This is a genomic window from Polaromonas sp., from assembly GCF_041689105.1.
GTDB lineage: Bacteria > Pseudomonadota > Gammaproteobacteria > Burkholderiales > Burkholderiaceae_C > Polaromonas.
In genome coordinates this window covers 14,917-30,867 of sequence record NZ_JBDNGU010000102.1, presented here as the reverse complement: position 1 = coordinate 30,867, position 15,951 = coordinate 14,917, and the positions used below count along the sequence as shown (strand labels likewise).

The window sequence follows — 15,951 nt, the reverse complement described above, 5'->3', positions numbered from 1 at the left end:
GACGAAGTGATTGACTGGTTGACTTTCTACAACCACCGCCGATTGCACTCGACGTTGGGGTATGTCAGTCCGATGCAGTTTGAGAAAAGCTGGGACGCGGCACAGCAATTGAAGGCCGCATAATTCGATGGCTAAGCAGTACGTTCAACAGGGGCAGGTTCATTGTATGCGCAGTCACCTACTTGGGAATTGTCGGCTGCAAATTGGCCGCAGCGGTCCATTTTTCGCCGTCTTTTTGACCCATAGCTGGGCTATGGGCCTGCAAATCCGGTAAAAACTGTCCTCGCTGGGGCCGATTTTCGCTTTCGACGCCCCAAGCCCGACAGGCGCCTAATGGCGGCCCAGGTTTTGCCATTGAGGCATTCGGTGGCACAATTGAAGCTGTTCCTGAAGGCCCTTCCTTGCCACAGTCGCATCCGCTAACCGGTCAAGCCGTGCTCGCGGAAGGTTAATCAACCAGCCACATCCTGTTGTGGCCAGCTAATGTTTCCCCAAGGGAAACGGAGGTCAGCGTAATGAGTTCCATCCCGACGGCGTCGTCCGTCTATTCTGCCTATCAAGGCAATACCTATCTCTTCGGCGGCAATGCGCCCTATGTCGAAGAGATGTACGAAAACTACCTCGCCAACCCTGGCAGCGTGCCGGACAACTGGCGCGAGTATTTTGACGCCCTGCAAAACTTCCCCGCCGTCGATGGCAGCAATGCCCGGGACGTGCCGCACCTGCCGGTCGTCAATGCCTTTGCCGAACGTGCCAAGCAGGGCCAGACCCGGGTGGTCGTTGCCAGCGGCGCAGACTCGGAATTGGGTCGCAAACCCACGGCGGTACAGCAGCTGATTGCCGCCTACCGCAACGTCGGCGCGCGCTGGGCCGACCTGGACCCGCTCAAGCGCGCCGAGCGTGACCATATTCCCGAACTCGACCCCTCGTTTTACGGTTTCAGTGACGCCGACCAGGAAACGGTGTTCAACACCAGCAACACCTTCTTCGGCAAGGAAACCATGAGTCTGCGCGAGCTGCTCAATGCGCTGCGCGAAACTTATTGCGGCACCATTGGCGCCGAGTACATGTACATGACCGACCAGGGCCAGAAGCGCTGGTGGCAGCAAAAGCTCGAAAGCATCCGCAGCAAGCCCAATTTCACCAAAGAAAAAAAGCTCCACATTCTGGACCGCCTGAGCGCGGCGGAGGGCCTGGAGCGCTTCCTGCACACAAAATACGTCGGCCAGAAGCGTTTCTCGCTCGAAGGCGGCGAAAGTTTCATCGCCAGCATGGACGAGCTGATCCAACGCGGCGGCAGCATAGGCATCAAGGAAATCGTGATCGGCATGGCGCATCGCGGCCGCCTCAATGTTCTGGTCAATTCGCTGGGCAAGGTGCCCGCCAACCTGTTTGCCGAGTTTGATCACACCGCCCCGGAAGAACTGCCCAGCGGCGACGTCAAATACCACCAGGGCTTCAGCTCGGATGTCACCACGCCCGGCGGGCCGGTCCATTTGAGCCTGGCCTTCAACCCTTCGCACCTGGAAATCGTCAACCCGGTGGTGGAGGGCTCGGTGCGTGCCCGCATGGACCGCCGTGCCGACCCCAATGGCCTGCAGGTGTTGCCAGTGCTGGTGCACGGCGACGCGGCCTTTGCCGGGCAGGGCGTGGTCATGGAAACCTTGGCACTGGCCGAAACGCGTGGGTACTCCACCGGCGGCACGGTCCATATCGTCATCAACAACCAGATCGGCTTTACCACCAGTGACCCGCGCGACAGCCGCTCCAGCCTGTACTGCACCGATGTGGTCAAGATGATCGAAGCCCCGGTGCTGCACGTCAACGGCGACGACCCGGAAGCCGTGGTACTGGCAAGCCAGCTCGCGCTGGAGTTCCGCATGGCGTTCCAGAAAGACGTGGTGGTTGACATCATCTGCTTTCGCAAGCTCGGCCACAACGAGCAGGACACGCCCGCGCTGACCCAGCCGCTGATGTACAAGAAAATTGCCCAGCACCCCGGCACCCGCAGGCTCTACGCCGACAAGCTGTCGGCCCAAGGCATGGGCGAGACGCTGGGCGACGACATGGTCAAGGCCGTGCGTGCCGCGCTGGACGCCGGCAAAAGCACGTTCGATCCGGTGCTCACCAATTTCAAGAGCAATTACGCGGTGGACTGGAGTCCCTACCTCGGCAAGAAATGGACCGACGCCGGCGATACCGCGATCCCCATGGCTGAATGGAAACGCTTGGCCGAGAAGGTCAGCACGATTCCTGCCACGGTCACGGCGCACCAGCTGGTCAAAAAGGTGTACGACGACCGTGCAGCCATGGGCCGCGGCGACATTCCGGTGGACTGGGGCATGGGCGAACACATGGCCTTCGCCTCGCTGGTGGCCAGTGGTTACCCGGTGCGGCTGTCGGGTGAGGACTGCGGGCGCGGTACCTTCACGCACCGCCATGCGGTCGTTCATGACCAGAGCCGTGAAAAATGGGACACCGGCACCTACGTGCCGCTGCAGAACGTCGCCGAGAACCAGGCACCGTTTGTGGTCATCGACTCCATCCTGTCCGAGGAAGCCGTGCTCGCCTTCGAGTACGGCTACGCGTCGAACGACCCCAACACGCTGGTGATCTGGGAAGCGCAGTTCGGCGACTTTGTCAACGGCGCGCAGGTCGTCATCGACCAGTTCATTGCTTCGGGTGAAGTCAAATGGGGCCGTGTCAACGGCATCACGCTGATGCTGCCGCACGGCTATGAGGGCCAGGGCCCGGAGCACAGCTCAGCCCGCCTGGAGCGTTTCATGCAGCTGTCCGCCGACATCAACATGCAGGTGGTGCAGCCGACGACCGCCGCGCAGATATTCCACGTGTTGCGCCGCCAGATGGTGCGCAACCTGCGCAAGCCGCTGATCATCATGACGCCCAAGTCGCTGCTGCGCAACAAGGACGCCACGTCCCCGCTCGGCGAATTCACGAAGGGCGGTTTTCAGACGGTGATTCCTGACAGCGGCAGCCTCAAAGCCGACAAGGTCAAGCGTGTGATTGCGTGCTCCGGCAAGGTGTATTACGACCTGGCCAAAAGGCGCGCGGAAAAAGGCGATGACGATGTGGCCATCCTGCGTGTCGAGCAGCTCTATCCGTTCCCGCACAAGGCCTTTGCCACTGAACTCAAAAAGTACCCGAATCTTGTCGATATCGTGTGGTGCCAGGACGAGCCGCAAAACCAGGGCGCCTGGTTCTTCGTACAGCACTACATCCACGAAAACATGTCGGAAGGTCAAAAGCTGGGTTATTCAGGCCGCGCGGCTTCTGCGTCGCCTGCCGTCGGGTATTCGCACCTGCACCAGGAGCAGCAGAAAGCGCTGGTGGACGGCGCGTTTGGCAAGCTCAAGGGCTTCATCCTGACCAAATAAATACCGGTCGCATGTTCAGCAGGGCATGCCTGGCCAGAACCCACATACCGAAAGAATCACATGGCTACCGTAGAAGTTAAAGTTCCCCAGTTGTCCGAGTCCGTTGCCGAAGCGACCATGCTGCAATGGAAGAAAAAGGTCGGCGATTCCATCGCCATCGACGAGATACTGATCGAGATCGAAACCGACAAGGTGGTGCTGGAAGTGCCGGCACCGGCTGCTGGTGTGCTTTCCGAAATCCTGGTCGCCGATGGCGGTACAGTCACTGCCGAGCAGCTGATTGCCCGAATCGATACCGAGGGAAAGGTGGCGGCAAGCGCGCCCGCGCCTGCCGCCGCAGCGTCTGTCCCGGCGCCGGCGGCCTCCGCGCCCGCGGCTGCAACTGGCGGCAGCATGGCCGGTATGGCGATGCCGGCCGCAGCCAAGCTGATGGCTGACAATCAGCTGGTTGCCGGCTCCGTCCCCGGCACCGGCAAGGATGGCCGGGTCACCAAGGGGGATGTTCTCGGTGCCGTGGCGTCCGGGCCTGCTATCAAATCAATAGCGTCTGGCGCTATGCCGACGGGGGCTCCGGCCACTTCCCTGCCTCAAGTTTTGGCCCCCGCCAAAACCAGCGATCTGGGCGATCGCCCCGAGCAGCGCGTGCCCATGAGCCGGCTGCGCGCCCGGATTGCCGAGCGCCTGCTGCAGTCGCAATCGACCAACGCGATCCTGACCACCTTCAACGAGGTGAACATGGCGCCGGTGATGGAAATGCGCAAGCGCTTCCAGGAAAAGTTCGAAAAAGAGCATGGCGTGAAGATCGGTTTCATGAGCTTTTTTGTCAAGGCTGCGGTCCATGCGCTGAAAAAATACCCGGTGCTCAACGCCTCGGTGGATGGGAATGATGTCGTCTATCACGGCTACTTCGACATCGGTATTGCCGTCGGTTCGCCGCGTGGCCTGGTGGTGCCTATCCTGCGTAATGCCGATCAGATGAGTTTTGCCGAGATTGAAAAAAAGATCGCCGAGTACGGCGCCAAGGCGCGAGACGGCAAGTTGGGTATTGAGGAGATGACCGGCGGCACCTTCTCGATTTCCAACGGTGGCGTGTTTGGCTCCATGCTGTCCACCCCCATCATTAACCCACCGCAGTCTGCGATCTTGGGCGTGCATGCGACCAAGGACCGGGCCGTGGTCGAAAACGGCCAGATCGTGGTGCGCCCGATGAACTACTTGGCAATGAGCTACGATCACCGGATCGTGGACGGCCGCGAAGCCGTGCTGGGTCTGGTGGCGATGAAGGAAGCGCTGGAAGACCCGGCTCGCTTGCTGTTTGACATCTAAGGAGCGCCGTATGTCCAAACAATTTGACGTGATCGTCATCGGTGGCGGTCCTGGCGGCTACATCGCGGCCATACGCGCCGCCCAGCTCGGCTTCAACGTGGCCTGTATCGACGAGTGGAAAAATGCCAAGGGTGGCCCGGCCCTGGGCGGCACCTGTACCAACACAGGCTGCATCCCGTCCAAAGCCTTGCTGCAATCGTCGGAGTATTTCGACCACGCCAGCCACCACTTTGCCGAGCACGGTATCGAGGTCAAGGGCCTGGGTCTGGATGTGGCGAAGATGCTGGCCCGCAAGGACACCGTCGTCAAGCAGAACAACGACGGCATCGTTTACCTGTTCAAGAAAAACAAGGTGACCTTCTTTCATGGCCGCGGCTCCTTTGCGGCGGCCACGAGCGGCCTGTATGAGATCAAGGTGGCTGGTGCGGCGGAAGAAACCATTGCCGGCAAACACGTGGTGGTCGCTACGGGTTCCAGCGCACGCGCCCTGCCAGGTGTGCCGTTTGACGAGGAAAATATTTTGTCGAACGACGGTGCTTTGCGTATCGGAGCCGTCCCGAAGAAGCTGGGCCTGATCGGCTCCGGCGTGATCGGCCTCGAAATGGGGTCGGTCTGGCGCCGTCTGGGCGCCGAGGTGACCGTGCTGGAAGGCTTGCCGACGTTTCTGGGCGCGGTGGACCAGCAAATTGCGAAGGAAGCCAAAAAGGCGTTTGACACGCAGGGCCTGAAAATCGAACTGGGCGTCAAGGTCGGCGAGGTCAAGACGGGCAAGAAAGGCGTTTCAGTGGCGTACACCGACGCCAGGGGCGGCGCGCAAACCCTCGACGTGGACAAGCTCATCATCTCGATCGGCCGGGTGGCCAACACCACGGGGCTGAACCCGGAAGCTGTCGGCCTCAAGCTCGACGAACGCGGCGCGGTGGTGGTGGACGACGAGTGCAAGACCAACCTGGTCAACGTCTGGGCCATCGGCGACGTCGTGCGCGGGCCCATGCTGGCGCACAAGGCCGAGGAAGAGGGCGTGGCGGTGGCCGAGCGTATCGCGGGACAGCACGGCCATGTCAACTTCAACACCATTCCCTGGGTGATCTACACCAACCCCGAGATCGCATGGGTGGGGCAGACCGAGGAACAGCTCAAGGCGGATGGACGTGCTTACAAGGCCGGTACCTTCCCCTTCATGGCCAATGGCCGTGCGCGCGCGCTGGGTGACACCACCGGCATGGTGAAAATGCTGGCTGACGCCGCGACCGACGAAATTCTGGGCGTGCACATTGTTGGCCCCATGGCCAGTGAACTGATTGCCGAGTGTGTGGTGGCCATGGAGTTCAGGGCGAGTTCAGAGGACATCGCCCGGATTTGCCACGCTCATCCTTCGCTCAGTGAAGCCACCAAGGAAGCGGCCCTGGCCGTCGATAAACGCACGCTGAACTTCTGATACGGATCCCGGGAAACATCAGCAATGTCTGTGCGTTCGGAGTACGCGTCTGAACTCAAGGCCCGTGGCTACGCCAGCGACCCGGCGCAGTTGCGCGCAGTCGATGCGCTGGAGCGTTGTGCCACCGAGTGGGCGGCGTTCAAGGAAAAACGCTCCAACCCGCTGAAAAAGCTCATCAACCGGCCCGACATCCCCCGGGGTGTCTATATGCACGGCGGGGTCGGGCGGGGCAAAAGTTTTTTGATGGACTGCTTTTACAACGCAGTCCCGCTCAAACGCAAGACGCGGCTGCATTTTCACGAGTTTATGCGGGAAGTGCACAGGGAACTGCGGGAACTGCAAGGCGTGGCCAACCCGCTGGATGAACTCGGCAGGCAGATGGCCAAGCGTTACCGGCTCATCTGCTTCGATGAATTTCATGTCGCGGACATCACCGACGCCATGATCCTGCACCGGCTTTTGACCGCGTTGTTTGACAACGGCGTGGGGTTTGTCACCACCTCCAACTTCCACCCAGACGACCTGTATCCGAACGGCATGCACCGTGAGCGCATTTTTCCGGCGATTGAGTTGCTCAAGGAAAATCTGGAAGTGCTGAGCGTGGACAACGGCACCGACTACCGCCGGCGTACGCTGGAGCAGGTGCGGCTGTACCATACGCCGCTTGGCCCGCAGGCCGATGCCGAGATGAAGGAAACTTTTGAGCGCTTGGCAGAGTCTAAGGAGGAGTTGCCCGTTTTGAACATCGAGTCGCGCCAGATCCACGCCAGGCGCAAGGCGGGGGGGGTGGTTTGGTTCGACTTCAAGACCCTGTGTGGCGGGCCGCGTTCGCAAAACGATTACCTCGAGATTGCGAGCCAGTTTCATACCGTGTTGCTCAGCGATGTGCCGCACATGCCGGTTCGCATGGCGTCGGAAGCTCGGCGTTTTACCTGGCTGGTGGATGTGCTTTACGACCGCCGGGTCAAGCTCATCATGTCGGCGGCAGTGATGCCTGAGGCGTTGTACACCGAAGGCCCGCTGGCCCATGAGTTTCCGAGGACGATTTCAAGACTCAATGAAATGCAGTCCGCAGAGTTCCTGGCGCTGGAGCGCAGAAACGTGGATACGACACTGACATGAAAAAGGCACTCCTTTTGTTGCTTGCTCTTGGCCTCGGCGTGATGGCTGCGGCGCAGCCACGGGACGACCTGGTTTCGGCCGCGATACAGCAGGAGCGCGAGCGCATCAACACCGAGCGCGTCGCCCTGGAAACCGGTTTCGACGTAGAAGAAGCTGCTTGTTACAAAAAATTCTTTACCAACAGCTGCATCAAGGAAATTCAGCCACGCCGACGTGAAGCCATGACCCGCTCGCGGCAGCAGGAGGTTGCGCTCAACGACAGGAATCGCAAGGAAAAGGCCGCCGCACAGATTCGAAAAATCGAGGAAAAGTCGTCACTCGAAGCCCTGCAGCAGGCCGCTGAGCGGCGCACGCAGGCTTTGGAGGAAACACTCCGGCGGGAAGAACGGTCTCAGCTGAAGGCTGACGAAAGAGGGCTGCTCAAACAAAACGAGGCGGTTAATTCCGCTGAAGCAGCCAACAAGGCCAAGGGTTCTGCTGAAAGGGCCCAGGCCCGCGCAGACAAAAAGGCGGCTGTTGCAGATGAGGTCGTCAAGTACAACGACAAACAGAAGGAAGTGATGGAGCGAAAGGCCAGCCGCGAGAAGCAGCAGCGTGAGCAGACCAAACCACCGGCCAAGCCCCTGCCCACGCCGCAATAAGCGCCTTTATTCGAGGGCTTCCAGCTTGACGATGACCAGCGACAGATTGTCCCCACCGCCATGGGCGCGCGACCGGGCTTTCTGAATCAGAAACTCTGTCGCTTCCCGAGGCGACAACATGGACAGGGCTGAGCCGATTTCATTGGGGCTGAAGTAGTGCCATACGCCATCGCTGCAGGCGATCAACGAGTCCCCGGGCCGCAGTTGCGGTATGAAGTGCTGGGTGACGGGCGGTCCTTCCTCGGTGCCCAGGCAGCCCATCAAGATGTTGGACTGCGGGTGCACGTTGGCTTCATCCTCGCTGATCTCGCCCTTGTCCACCAGAGTTTGGACATAGGAGTGATCGACGGTCCGCTTGACCAGCTTTGCACCGTGAAAGTGGTACACGCGTGAATCGCCAGCATGCACCCAGTGGCAATCACCGGCGGGGTTGATCAGGAAGGCGGCCAGTGTGCTGTGCGGCTCCTGCTCGGCGGAAATCGCTGTCAACTTGATGACCGTGTGTGCTTCTTCCACCAACTGCTTGAGCATGGACGCTGCATCATCGCTTGCTGACGCATAACGCTCGAACAGTTGTTTGGCGGTCATCATGACCTGATCCGAGGCCTTGCGCCCACCGCTTCGCCCGCCCATGCCATCGGCAACAATGCCCAGCATGCAGCCCGCAGTGCGTGGGTGGCTAAGCAGGGCAACCTGATCCTGCTGGTAGTCGCGGTCCCCCTTATGGATGCCGGTGGACGCTGTAATTCGATAACCTTTGGACATCTTGACGTGGGTCGAGCCAAGTGGGCTCGATTTATCTCCGTAATCGACGTATTATCAGAGGAAGCAGCCTGCGCAAAAAAAAACCTTGGACTTAAATTTACATTCCCCTGAGCGCCGCCTGATTGAACTCAAGATCGAACATGCCGACCTCAATGCCTTGGTAGACATCACATCGCATGCCATCCCGATTGACGAGTTGATGCTCCGACGCCTGAAAAAGCGCCGCCTGCTGCTGCGCGACCAGATCTCCCAGCTCGAACTTTCCCTGGATCCTCCTGAGCCCGCATGAGCCGCCGGGCCGTTCCCAAGGCAAATGCCGCAGCCTGCAAGGCGGAGGTTCGCCAATGAGCCGCCGGGCCGTTCCCAAGGCGAATGCCGCAGCATGCAAGGCGGGGGTTCTCCTGTGATTTTGGCGTCCCAGGTTCTGGCGGCGTTCGGCCCTGACGGGGCCTTGTCGCGCGCCGCTGACCACTTTGTGCCCCGCAGCGGGCAGACCGAGATGGCGCTGGCCGTCGCAAGCGCCATTGAAGGGGCTTACCCCCTGGTGGTAGAGGCCAGTACCGGGGTCGGCAAAACCTTTTCCTATCTGGTGCCAGCATTGCTCAGCGGTGAGCGCGTGCTGCTGTCTACCGCGACCAAGGCACTGCAGGACCAGTTGTTCGGGCGTGACCTGCCTACCCTGGTAAAGGCCCTGGGTGTGCCCGTGAGCACGGCCTTGCTCAAGGGGCGTGGCAGCTATCTCTGCCTGCACCGGATGGAGATGGCGCGACATGACGCGGCCTTTCCGCAGCGAACTGCCCTGCCAGCGCTGGCCAGAGTGGAGGAGTGGGCGAAGGGGACCAGCACCGGCGATCTGGCGGAGCTGCCGGGCCTCGACGAGCGGTCCCCGGTGATTCCCTGGGTGACGTCCACACGGGAAAACTGCCTGGGATCTCCGTGTCCCCGGTTCCGGGCCTGCCATGTCAACCACGCCCGTCGCGAAGCGCTGGCCGCTGATGTGGTGGTCATCAACCATCACTTGTTTTTTGCGGATCTGGCAGTGCGTGAATCGGGTGTGGCCGAACTGCTTCCGACTGTCCGCATCGCCATTTTTGACGAGGCGCACCAGCTCAACGAAACCGGCGTGCAGTTTCTGGGGAAAAACCTGTCGACGGGGCAACTGCTTGATTTTTCGCGCGACATACTGGGCGCTGGCCTGCAACTGGCGCGTGGTCTGGCGGATTGGCAAACACTGGCGGGAGCGACCGAACATGCCGCACGCGACTTGCGGCTGTGTGCGAGCAAGGCCTACCCGGGCAGCAAGCTGCGCTGGAACGAGGCCGCGCCTGAGGGACTGGACGCTGCACAATGGGCTGCCGCATTGGCGGCGGTCAACGCGTCGTTGCTGGGCGCCTGCGAAGCCCTGAACACGCTCAGTGAAATCGCGCCCGATTTCGTGCGCCTGCACGAACGCGCATCGGAACTGGTAGAACGTGCTCAGGCTTTCTCTGCTTCCCCCGCGCCAGGAGGCGTCCGCTGGCTGGACGTGGGCACGCAGCTGCGGCTGGTGGAGTCACCGCTGGACATTGCCCGAGCCATACAGACCCGCGTGTTCGCTGATGACAAAGCAGCTGCCAAGTCCTGGATATTCACGTCGGCCACCCTCGGCGATGATGAGCGCCTGAGCTGGTTCACTCAGCCTTGCGGTCTGACACAGGCCAGGCTGCTTCGGATCGGTAGCCCGTTCGACTACGCGCGGCAAGCGGCTTTCTATGTACCGCGCAGCTTTCCCAAGCCCGGGGACCCCGCACATACGGCGGCTGTCGCCGCTTCTGCCGCCGCCTGGGCACGCCGCCTGGGCGGGCGCACGATGGTGTTGACCACCACCTTGCGAGCCTTGCGTGCCATTGGCGAAGCCTTGCAGCTCGCCTTCGGAAGTTCGGGCGACATGGAGGTCCTGGTGCAGGGCGCGTTGCCCAAACGCGTGTTGATCGAGCGCTTCCGCCAGGGCGATCAGGATGGCGGTCGCGGCTGCATTCTGGTGGCTTCGGCGTCGTTCTGGGAGGGTATTGATGTACCGGGCGAGGCGCTGCAATTGGTGATCATCGACAAACTGCCGTTCCCGCCGCCCAGCGATCCCATGGTGGAGGCGAAGTCGCGCGCGCTGGAATCCGAGGGTAAAAACGCCTTCAATGACTACTTCCTTCCGGAAGCCGCCGTGGCCTTGAAGCAGGGCGCGGGAAGGCTGATACGCCGCGAAACGGACCAGGGCGTGCTGGTGGTTTGCGACAGCCGGCTGGCGCTTATGGGTTACGGCAAGCGCCTGCTGCGTGCATTGCCTGCGATGCAGCGCCTCGTCTCGGAAGAAGAACTCAACGAGCGGCTGGACCTGCTCACCAGAAGCGGTACCACGGCGTCTCCACTGACCTGAAACCCTTGGTCAGGTACTCGCTCTGCGGGTAGCTTTTTTCCATCACGCGTTTGGTGTCGTCGCGTAGCTGGGCCATGCCCAGGGCGTCGTAGGACTTGTACAGGATGAACAGCGCGTCTTCCAGTACCGGCACATCGCGGTAATCAGTCAGCGCCGTCTGGGCGCGATTGATCGCCGATATGTAGGCGCCACGGCTGTAGTAATACCGTGCAACATGGACTTCATACTGCGCCAGCGAGTTGACGATATAGGTCATGCGCAGGCGTGCATCGGCGGCGTATTTGGAGTCGGGATAGCGGTTGACCAGTTCCTTGAAAGCCTCGAACGACTCCTTGGCCGCTTTCTGATCACGCTCGGACAGATCCTGCTTGTACAGGAAGCTGAACAGGCCGAGGTTTTCGTTGAAAGTGACAAGGCCCTTCAGGTACAGCGCGTAGTCAATCGCGGGGCTGGCGGGGTGCAGCTTCATGAAGCGGTCCAGCGTGGCCTGAGCCTGGGCCTGTTCACCGCCCTTGTACTGGGCGTAGGCTTTTTCAAGCTGGGCTTGCTGGGCCAGAGGCGTGCCGGCAGCCCGGCCTTCAAGTTTTTCGAACAGGGGAATGGCCTTGTCATAAGCGCCGGAACTCGCTTCGTCCCGGGCTTCTGCGTAAATCTTGTTCGGGCTCCAGGCGGCGGTCGGGTCTTTCACGGGTGTGGAACAGGCCGAAAGAACAAATACGCAGGCCAGCAGGGCCGCTGCCAAAGGGGGGGTAGCGGGAACAACCGATAATTTGGTGGAAAACATCGCGATTGATCCTGTTAATGACTGATTCTGTACAAAACAAATTGATTATATCGAGCGCCAATGCCTCAGACGGCCTGCCCCTGTCCGACGAGATCGCAGATGAGATTGATGCCTATGCGGGCTTTGAACTGCGTGAGGTGATGGTGCCCGTCGTCAGCCATGGCGAGCGCCTTGACCGCGCGCTGGCCGGGATGGTGCCTGAATTTTCCCGGAGTTATTTGCAGCAGTTGATCGAAGCGGGGGCTGTGCGGCTCAAAGGCGTTCTCGTCACCAAGGTATCGGCCAAGGTCAAAGCAGGTGACGCGCTCCAGATAGAGCTCAAACCCACGCCGCAAAGCCAGGCGTTCAAACCAGAAGCAATGGCGCTGGAGGTGGTGTTTGAAGACGAGTTCCTGCTGGTCGTCAACAAGCCGGCCGGCTTGGTGGTCCACCCGGCGCCTGGTAACTGGAGCGGCACGTTGCTCAACGGCCTTCTGGCGCGTGACGCGCAGGCCAGCCTGCTGCCGCGCGCCGGCATCGTGCACCGGTTGGACAAGGATACCAGCGGCCTGATGGTGGTGGCCCGCAGGCGCCAGGTCATGGACCAACTGGTGGCTATGATTGCCGCCCGAACGGTCACCCGCGAGTATCTGGCGCTCGCCCACGGGGATTGGCAGGGGACGGCTGCGCGGCAGGTGGACTCGCCAATAGGGCGCGACCCGCGCAACCGGCTGCGCATGGCGGTGGTAGATATGGAAAGGAATTCAGGCAAGACGGCGTCCACAGGGATTTTCAGGCTGGGCAGCGAGGCCGGGTTCTCCCTGGTGCGCTGCAAATTGCAGACCGGGCGCACCCACCAGATCCGCGTGCACATGGCGTCGATTGGCCACCCGCTGGTATCGGACAGTGTCTATGGCGGATTGCCGGCTGTCGGTCTGCAACGCCAGGCGCTGCATGCCTGCCGGCTGGCGTTTGAACACCCGGTAAGTCGCGAGGCGCTTGATTTTTTTTCCCCGCCACCGGCCGATCTGGCCGCCGCCATTGCCGCGGTGGGGCTGGGATACAATCAAGGCCAGTAGTTTTCTGCTACCCGCACATGGCGCCCCCTGATAAGGTGATTGCGCATGAATGTGAATCGCGCTGCCAGGCGCTCTGACCTCGATTACTTTCGGAACCAAGACCATGAATACGACGGATGCGAAGCGCGTCCTCGAAACGGCACTCATTTGCGCCCAGCAGCCGCTGGCTGTACGCGACATGGGTGTTTTGTTCAACGGGGCGCTCACGGCCGATACGCTGAAGCTGCTACTTGAGGACCTGCAAAACGACTGGTCCGCGCGAGGCGTGGAACTGGTGCATGTGGCGAGTGGCTGGCGCTTCCAGAGCCGACCTGACATGCGCGAGTTCCTGGATCGTCTGCACCCTGAAAAGCCGCCGCGGTACACCCGCGCGACACTGGAAACCCTGGCCATCATTGCCTATCGCCAGCCGGTGACACGCGGCGACATGGAAGATATACGCGGCGTGACCATCAACAGCCTGCTGCTCAAACAACTGGAAGACCGGGGTTGGGTTGAGGTCATAGGCCATCGTGAAACCGTGGGACGTCCCGGCCTGTACGCGACAACGCGCCAGTTTCTGGACGACCTGGGCGTCGAATCGCTCGATCAGCTGCCGGCCATGGACAGCACTGACGGCCAGGCTTCGATGCTGGAGCAGATCGAGTTTGGCCTGGCGGGACCCGCCAGCGGCGAACAAGCCCTGGCGCTGGAAGAAACTGTTCCAGATCCCGACCCCCGGGTGGTGTCGGAAGCGGCCAGCCCGGCCGAAACGGCAGACCTTGATAACTTGCAGGACGCCCCGCTTGACCGCCAGGCATTCACTGATCCACACGCCTGAGCAAACACCGCATGAACCCCAACCACAACCCGGCTTCGGCCGATCCGGCCGACCAGGTTGAAGAGCAAAAAGTGGCCCCAGCCCTTGTACAAAAAGCGCCGGCAGCTACTGAATTGATAGCTGACGAGCTGGCCAAGCACGTCGCTGCGGCCACTCGCCCGCTTCAGGCGCCACCAGCACCGGTCAATCGCTTCGACGATGTCGTCACAGGCAAGTTTGATGCGGACGAGGAAGATGTCGAAGTGGACCTGCCCAAGCGGGTTTTGCTTCCCCAACCCGAAACGCCCAAGCTGCACAAGGTGCTCGCGCAGGCTGGACTGGGATCACGGCTCGAAATGGAACAGCTGATTCTGGAAGGGCGGATTTCCGTCAACGCCGAGCCGGCGCACATTGGCCAGCGCATCCAGTTTGGCGACACCGTCAAGGTCAACGGCAAGCCGATACGGGTGCGCATTGACCCGCCGCCGCCGCGCGTCATTGCTTATCACAAGCCTGCCGGTGAAGTGGTTTCGCATGACGATCCGCAGAATCGCCCCACTGTTTTTCGCCGCCTCCCCAAGCTGTTTCAGGGCAAGTGGCAATCGGTGGGACGGCTCGATCTGAACACTGAAGGCTTGCTGCTGCTGACCAGTTCCGGCGAACTGGCCAACAAGCTGATGCATCCGCGTTTCGGCCTGGAGCGGGAATACGCTGTCCGGGTGCTTGGCGCCTTGAACAACGAAGAGAAAAAACGCCTGCTCGACGGCGTGCAGCTCGACGACGGGCCGGCCCAGTTCAGCAGCATTGAGGCTGGCGGCGGCGAGGGCGCCAACTGCTGGTACCGGGTGACGATCTCGGAAGGGCGTAACCGCGAGGTTCGCCGTATGTTCGAAGCTGTGGGCCATGCTGTCAGCCGCCTGATCCGCATCCGTTACGGTGCCGTGGTGCTGCCACGCGGCCTCAAGCGCGGCGCGTTTGTGGAACTCGATGAGCGTGACATCTGGGCCCTGACCAGCGCGGTCGGACGTTCGGAGTCTCGCGCTGATCCCCGCGGGCCGAAAACCCCGACTGAAGCCGTAGACGGCGTTGGTGAATCCCCTCCCGCACGCGGTCCACGCCGCAACGACAGGTCGCGCGGCGCGCGCGGGCGCCCAGACGCCGGGGCGGCTCGTTCGGTTGAGCAGCAGCCTGCGTCCGGCCAGGACGATGGTGATGAACCGGGTCCGTACGAGTTCCAGCCACCGATGCCCCGCAGCGACGCATCGCGTGGCGCCAACCAGCGCCGTGGCGGCAAGGGGCGCGGGCCAGGCGGCGGCAGCGGTGGATTCGCCCCGCAGTCCGGCCCTCCCGGAAACTTTGGCGGGAACCAGGGGCAGGGCCAACGGCGCCGCGATGACGGTGGCAACAATCGGGGCGACCGCAGCGACAAGGGCCCCGGTGGTGCGCAACCTGACCCGATGAAGACTTCGTTTGGCTACATCGGTGCTGAGACATTTACCCGCCAGCGGCAGGCTCCGGGTCAGGGCCAGCGGCGTGGGCCAGGCAATACAGGCGGTGGCAACGGCGGCGGGGGAACTGGTCAGCGGCCCGGAGGCACTGGCAACCGGGGCGGCGGTAACCGTGGCAATGGTGGCGGCAACCGGGGCGGCAATCGTTAAATCCCCGGTACTTGCGTGCACCGGCATTGACCGGGGGCAATGCCAGCGGGGTAAAATCAGAGGCTTTATTCGATTTGAATAAATCCCCAAAAATCAAGAAAATTCATACCAAGGAAATCTCATGGCGATCGAACGCACTCTCTCCATCATCAAACCCGATGCTGTGGCCAAAAATGTCATCGGCCAGATTTACGCCCGTTTCGAGGCTGCCGGCCTGAAAGTCGTGGCTGCCCGGTTGGCGCATCTGTCGCGCGGAGAAGCCGAAGCTTTTTATGCTGTCCATAAAGACCGTCCTTTCTTCAAGGACCTGGTGGGTTTCATGATTTCCGGCCCGGTCATGATTTCCGCGCTGGAAGGCGAAAACGCGATCCTCAAACATCGTGACCTGATGGGCGCTACCGACCCTAAGAAGGCTGCGGCCGGCACGATTCGCGCCGATTTCGCCGAGAGCATCGACGCCAACGCGGTGCACGGCTCCGATGCTGCCGAAACAGCCCACGTGGAGATCAGCTTTTTCTTCGCGGGCATGAACATTTACTCGCGTTAATCGACATG

General features: G+C 61.4%; 14 protein-coding genes. 12 read left to right on the top strand and 2 right to left on the bottom strand.

The annotated features are described in order from the left end of the window. The 6 genes from ACESMT_RS10760 to ACESMT_RS10735 all read left to right on the top strand — a co-directional run. Positions 1 to 123: IS3 family transposase (locus tag ACESMT_RS10760; protein WP_372826585.1), on the top strand; the 123-nt coding region annotated here is incomplete at its 5' end. Between the two features lie 392 nt (positions 124 to 515). Further along, positions 516 to 3,395, top strand: a complete 2,880-nt coding sequence (locus tag ACESMT_RS10755) for a 2-oxoglutarate dehydrogenase E1 component (protein WP_372826583.1) — start codon at positions 516 to 518, stop codon at positions 3,393 to 3,395. A 60-nt stretch (positions 3,396 to 3,455) separates the two neighbouring features. Then, on the top strand, positions 3,456 to 4,721 hold the full coding sequence (gene odhB, locus ACESMT_RS10750; RefSeq protein WP_372826582.1) for a 2-oxoglutarate dehydrogenase complex dihydrolipoyllysine-residue succinyltransferase: 1,266 nt from the start codon (positions 3,456 to 3,458) through the stop codon (positions 4,719 to 4,721). Between the two features lie 10 nt (positions 4,722 to 4,731). After that, positions 4,732 to 6,159, top strand: coding sequence for a dihydrolipoyl dehydrogenase (gene lpdA, locus ACESMT_RS10745; protein ID WP_372826581.1), 1,428 nt, complete (start codon positions 4,732 to 4,734; stop codon positions 6,157 to 6,159). 24 nt (positions 6,160 to 6,183) lie between these two features. Next, positions 6,184 to 7,281, top strand: coding sequence for a cell division protein ZapE (zapE, locus tag ACESMT_RS10740; protein ID WP_372826580.1), 1,098 nt, complete (start codon positions 6,184 to 6,186; stop codon positions 7,279 to 7,281). Then, positions 7,278 to 7,922 carry a hypothetical protein gene (locus ACESMT_RS10735; RefSeq protein ID WP_372826579.1) on the top strand — a complete coding sequence of 215 codons (645 nt, stop codon included), beginning with the start codon at positions 7,278 to 7,280 and terminating at the stop codon, positions 7,920 to 7,922. The genes zapE and ACESMT_RS10735 overlap by 4 nt, the downstream gene beginning before the upstream one ends. A gap of 6 nt (positions 7,923 to 7,928) precedes the next feature. Here the strand turns inward: ACESMT_RS10735 and ACESMT_RS10730 are convergent, their stop codons facing one another. Beyond that, on the bottom strand, positions 7,929 to 8,687 hold the full coding sequence (locus ACESMT_RS10730; RefSeq protein ID WP_372826578.1) for a PP2C family serine/threonine-protein phosphatase: 759 nt from the start codon (positions 8,685 to 8,687) through the stop codon (positions 7,929 to 7,931). An 85-nt stretch (positions 8,688 to 8,772) separates the two neighbouring features. On the opposite strand from ACESMT_RS10730, the gene ACESMT_RS10725 reads away from it, so the two are divergent. Next, positions 8,773 to 8,976, top strand: a complete 204-nt coding sequence (locus ACESMT_RS10725; protein WP_372826577.1) for a DUF465 domain-containing protein — start codon at positions 8,773 to 8,775, stop codon at positions 8,974 to 8,976. A 114-nt stretch (positions 8,977 to 9,090) separates the two neighbouring features. Continuing rightward, a complete protein-coding gene (locus ACESMT_RS10720; protein WP_372826576.1) occupies positions 9,091 to 11,097 on the top strand; it encodes an ATP-dependent DNA helicase in 2,007 nt (668 codons plus the stop codon). Here ACESMT_RS10720 and ACESMT_RS10715 read toward each other — a convergent pair. After that, on the bottom strand, positions 11,060 to 11,881 hold the full coding sequence (locus ACESMT_RS10715) for an outer membrane protein assembly factor BamD (protein WP_372826575.1): 822 nt from the start codon (positions 11,879 to 11,881) through the stop codon (positions 11,060 to 11,062). The two genes, ACESMT_RS10720 and ACESMT_RS10715, sit on opposite strands and share 38 nt — an antisense overlap. A gap of 17 nt (positions 11,882 to 11,898) precedes the next feature. Here ACESMT_RS10715 and ACESMT_RS10710 point away from each other — a divergent pair, with 17 nt between their 5' ends. The 4 genes from ACESMT_RS10710 (at position 11,899) to ndk (ending at position 15,943) form a co-directional block, all read left to right on the top strand. Next, positions 11,899 to 12,939 (top strand): RluA family pseudouridine synthase, encoded by a 1,041-nt coding sequence (locus ACESMT_RS10710; protein WP_372826574.1) that lies wholly within the window; start codon positions 11,899 to 11,901, stop codon positions 12,937 to 12,939. Between the two features lie 103 nt (positions 12,940 to 13,042). Next, positions 13,043 to 13,759: an SMC-Scp complex subunit ScpB gene (scpB, locus tag ACESMT_RS10705; protein WP_372826573.1), complete on the top strand. Its 717-nt coding sequence runs from the start codon at positions 13,043 to 13,045 to the stop codon at positions 13,757 to 13,759. Between the two features lie 11 nt (positions 13,760 to 13,770). Beyond that, entirely contained in the window at positions 13,771 to 15,396 is a 1,626-nt protein-coding gene (locus ACESMT_RS10700; RefSeq protein WP_372826572.1) for a pseudouridine synthase, read from the top strand. A gap of 121 nt (positions 15,397 to 15,517) precedes the next feature. Continuing rightward, positions 15,518 to 15,943: a nucleoside-diphosphate kinase gene (ndk, locus tag ACESMT_RS10695; protein WP_372826571.1), complete on the top strand. Its 426-nt coding sequence runs from the start codon at positions 15,518 to 15,520 to the stop codon at positions 15,941 to 15,943. Positions 15,944 to 15,951: the final 8 nt, after the last annotated feature.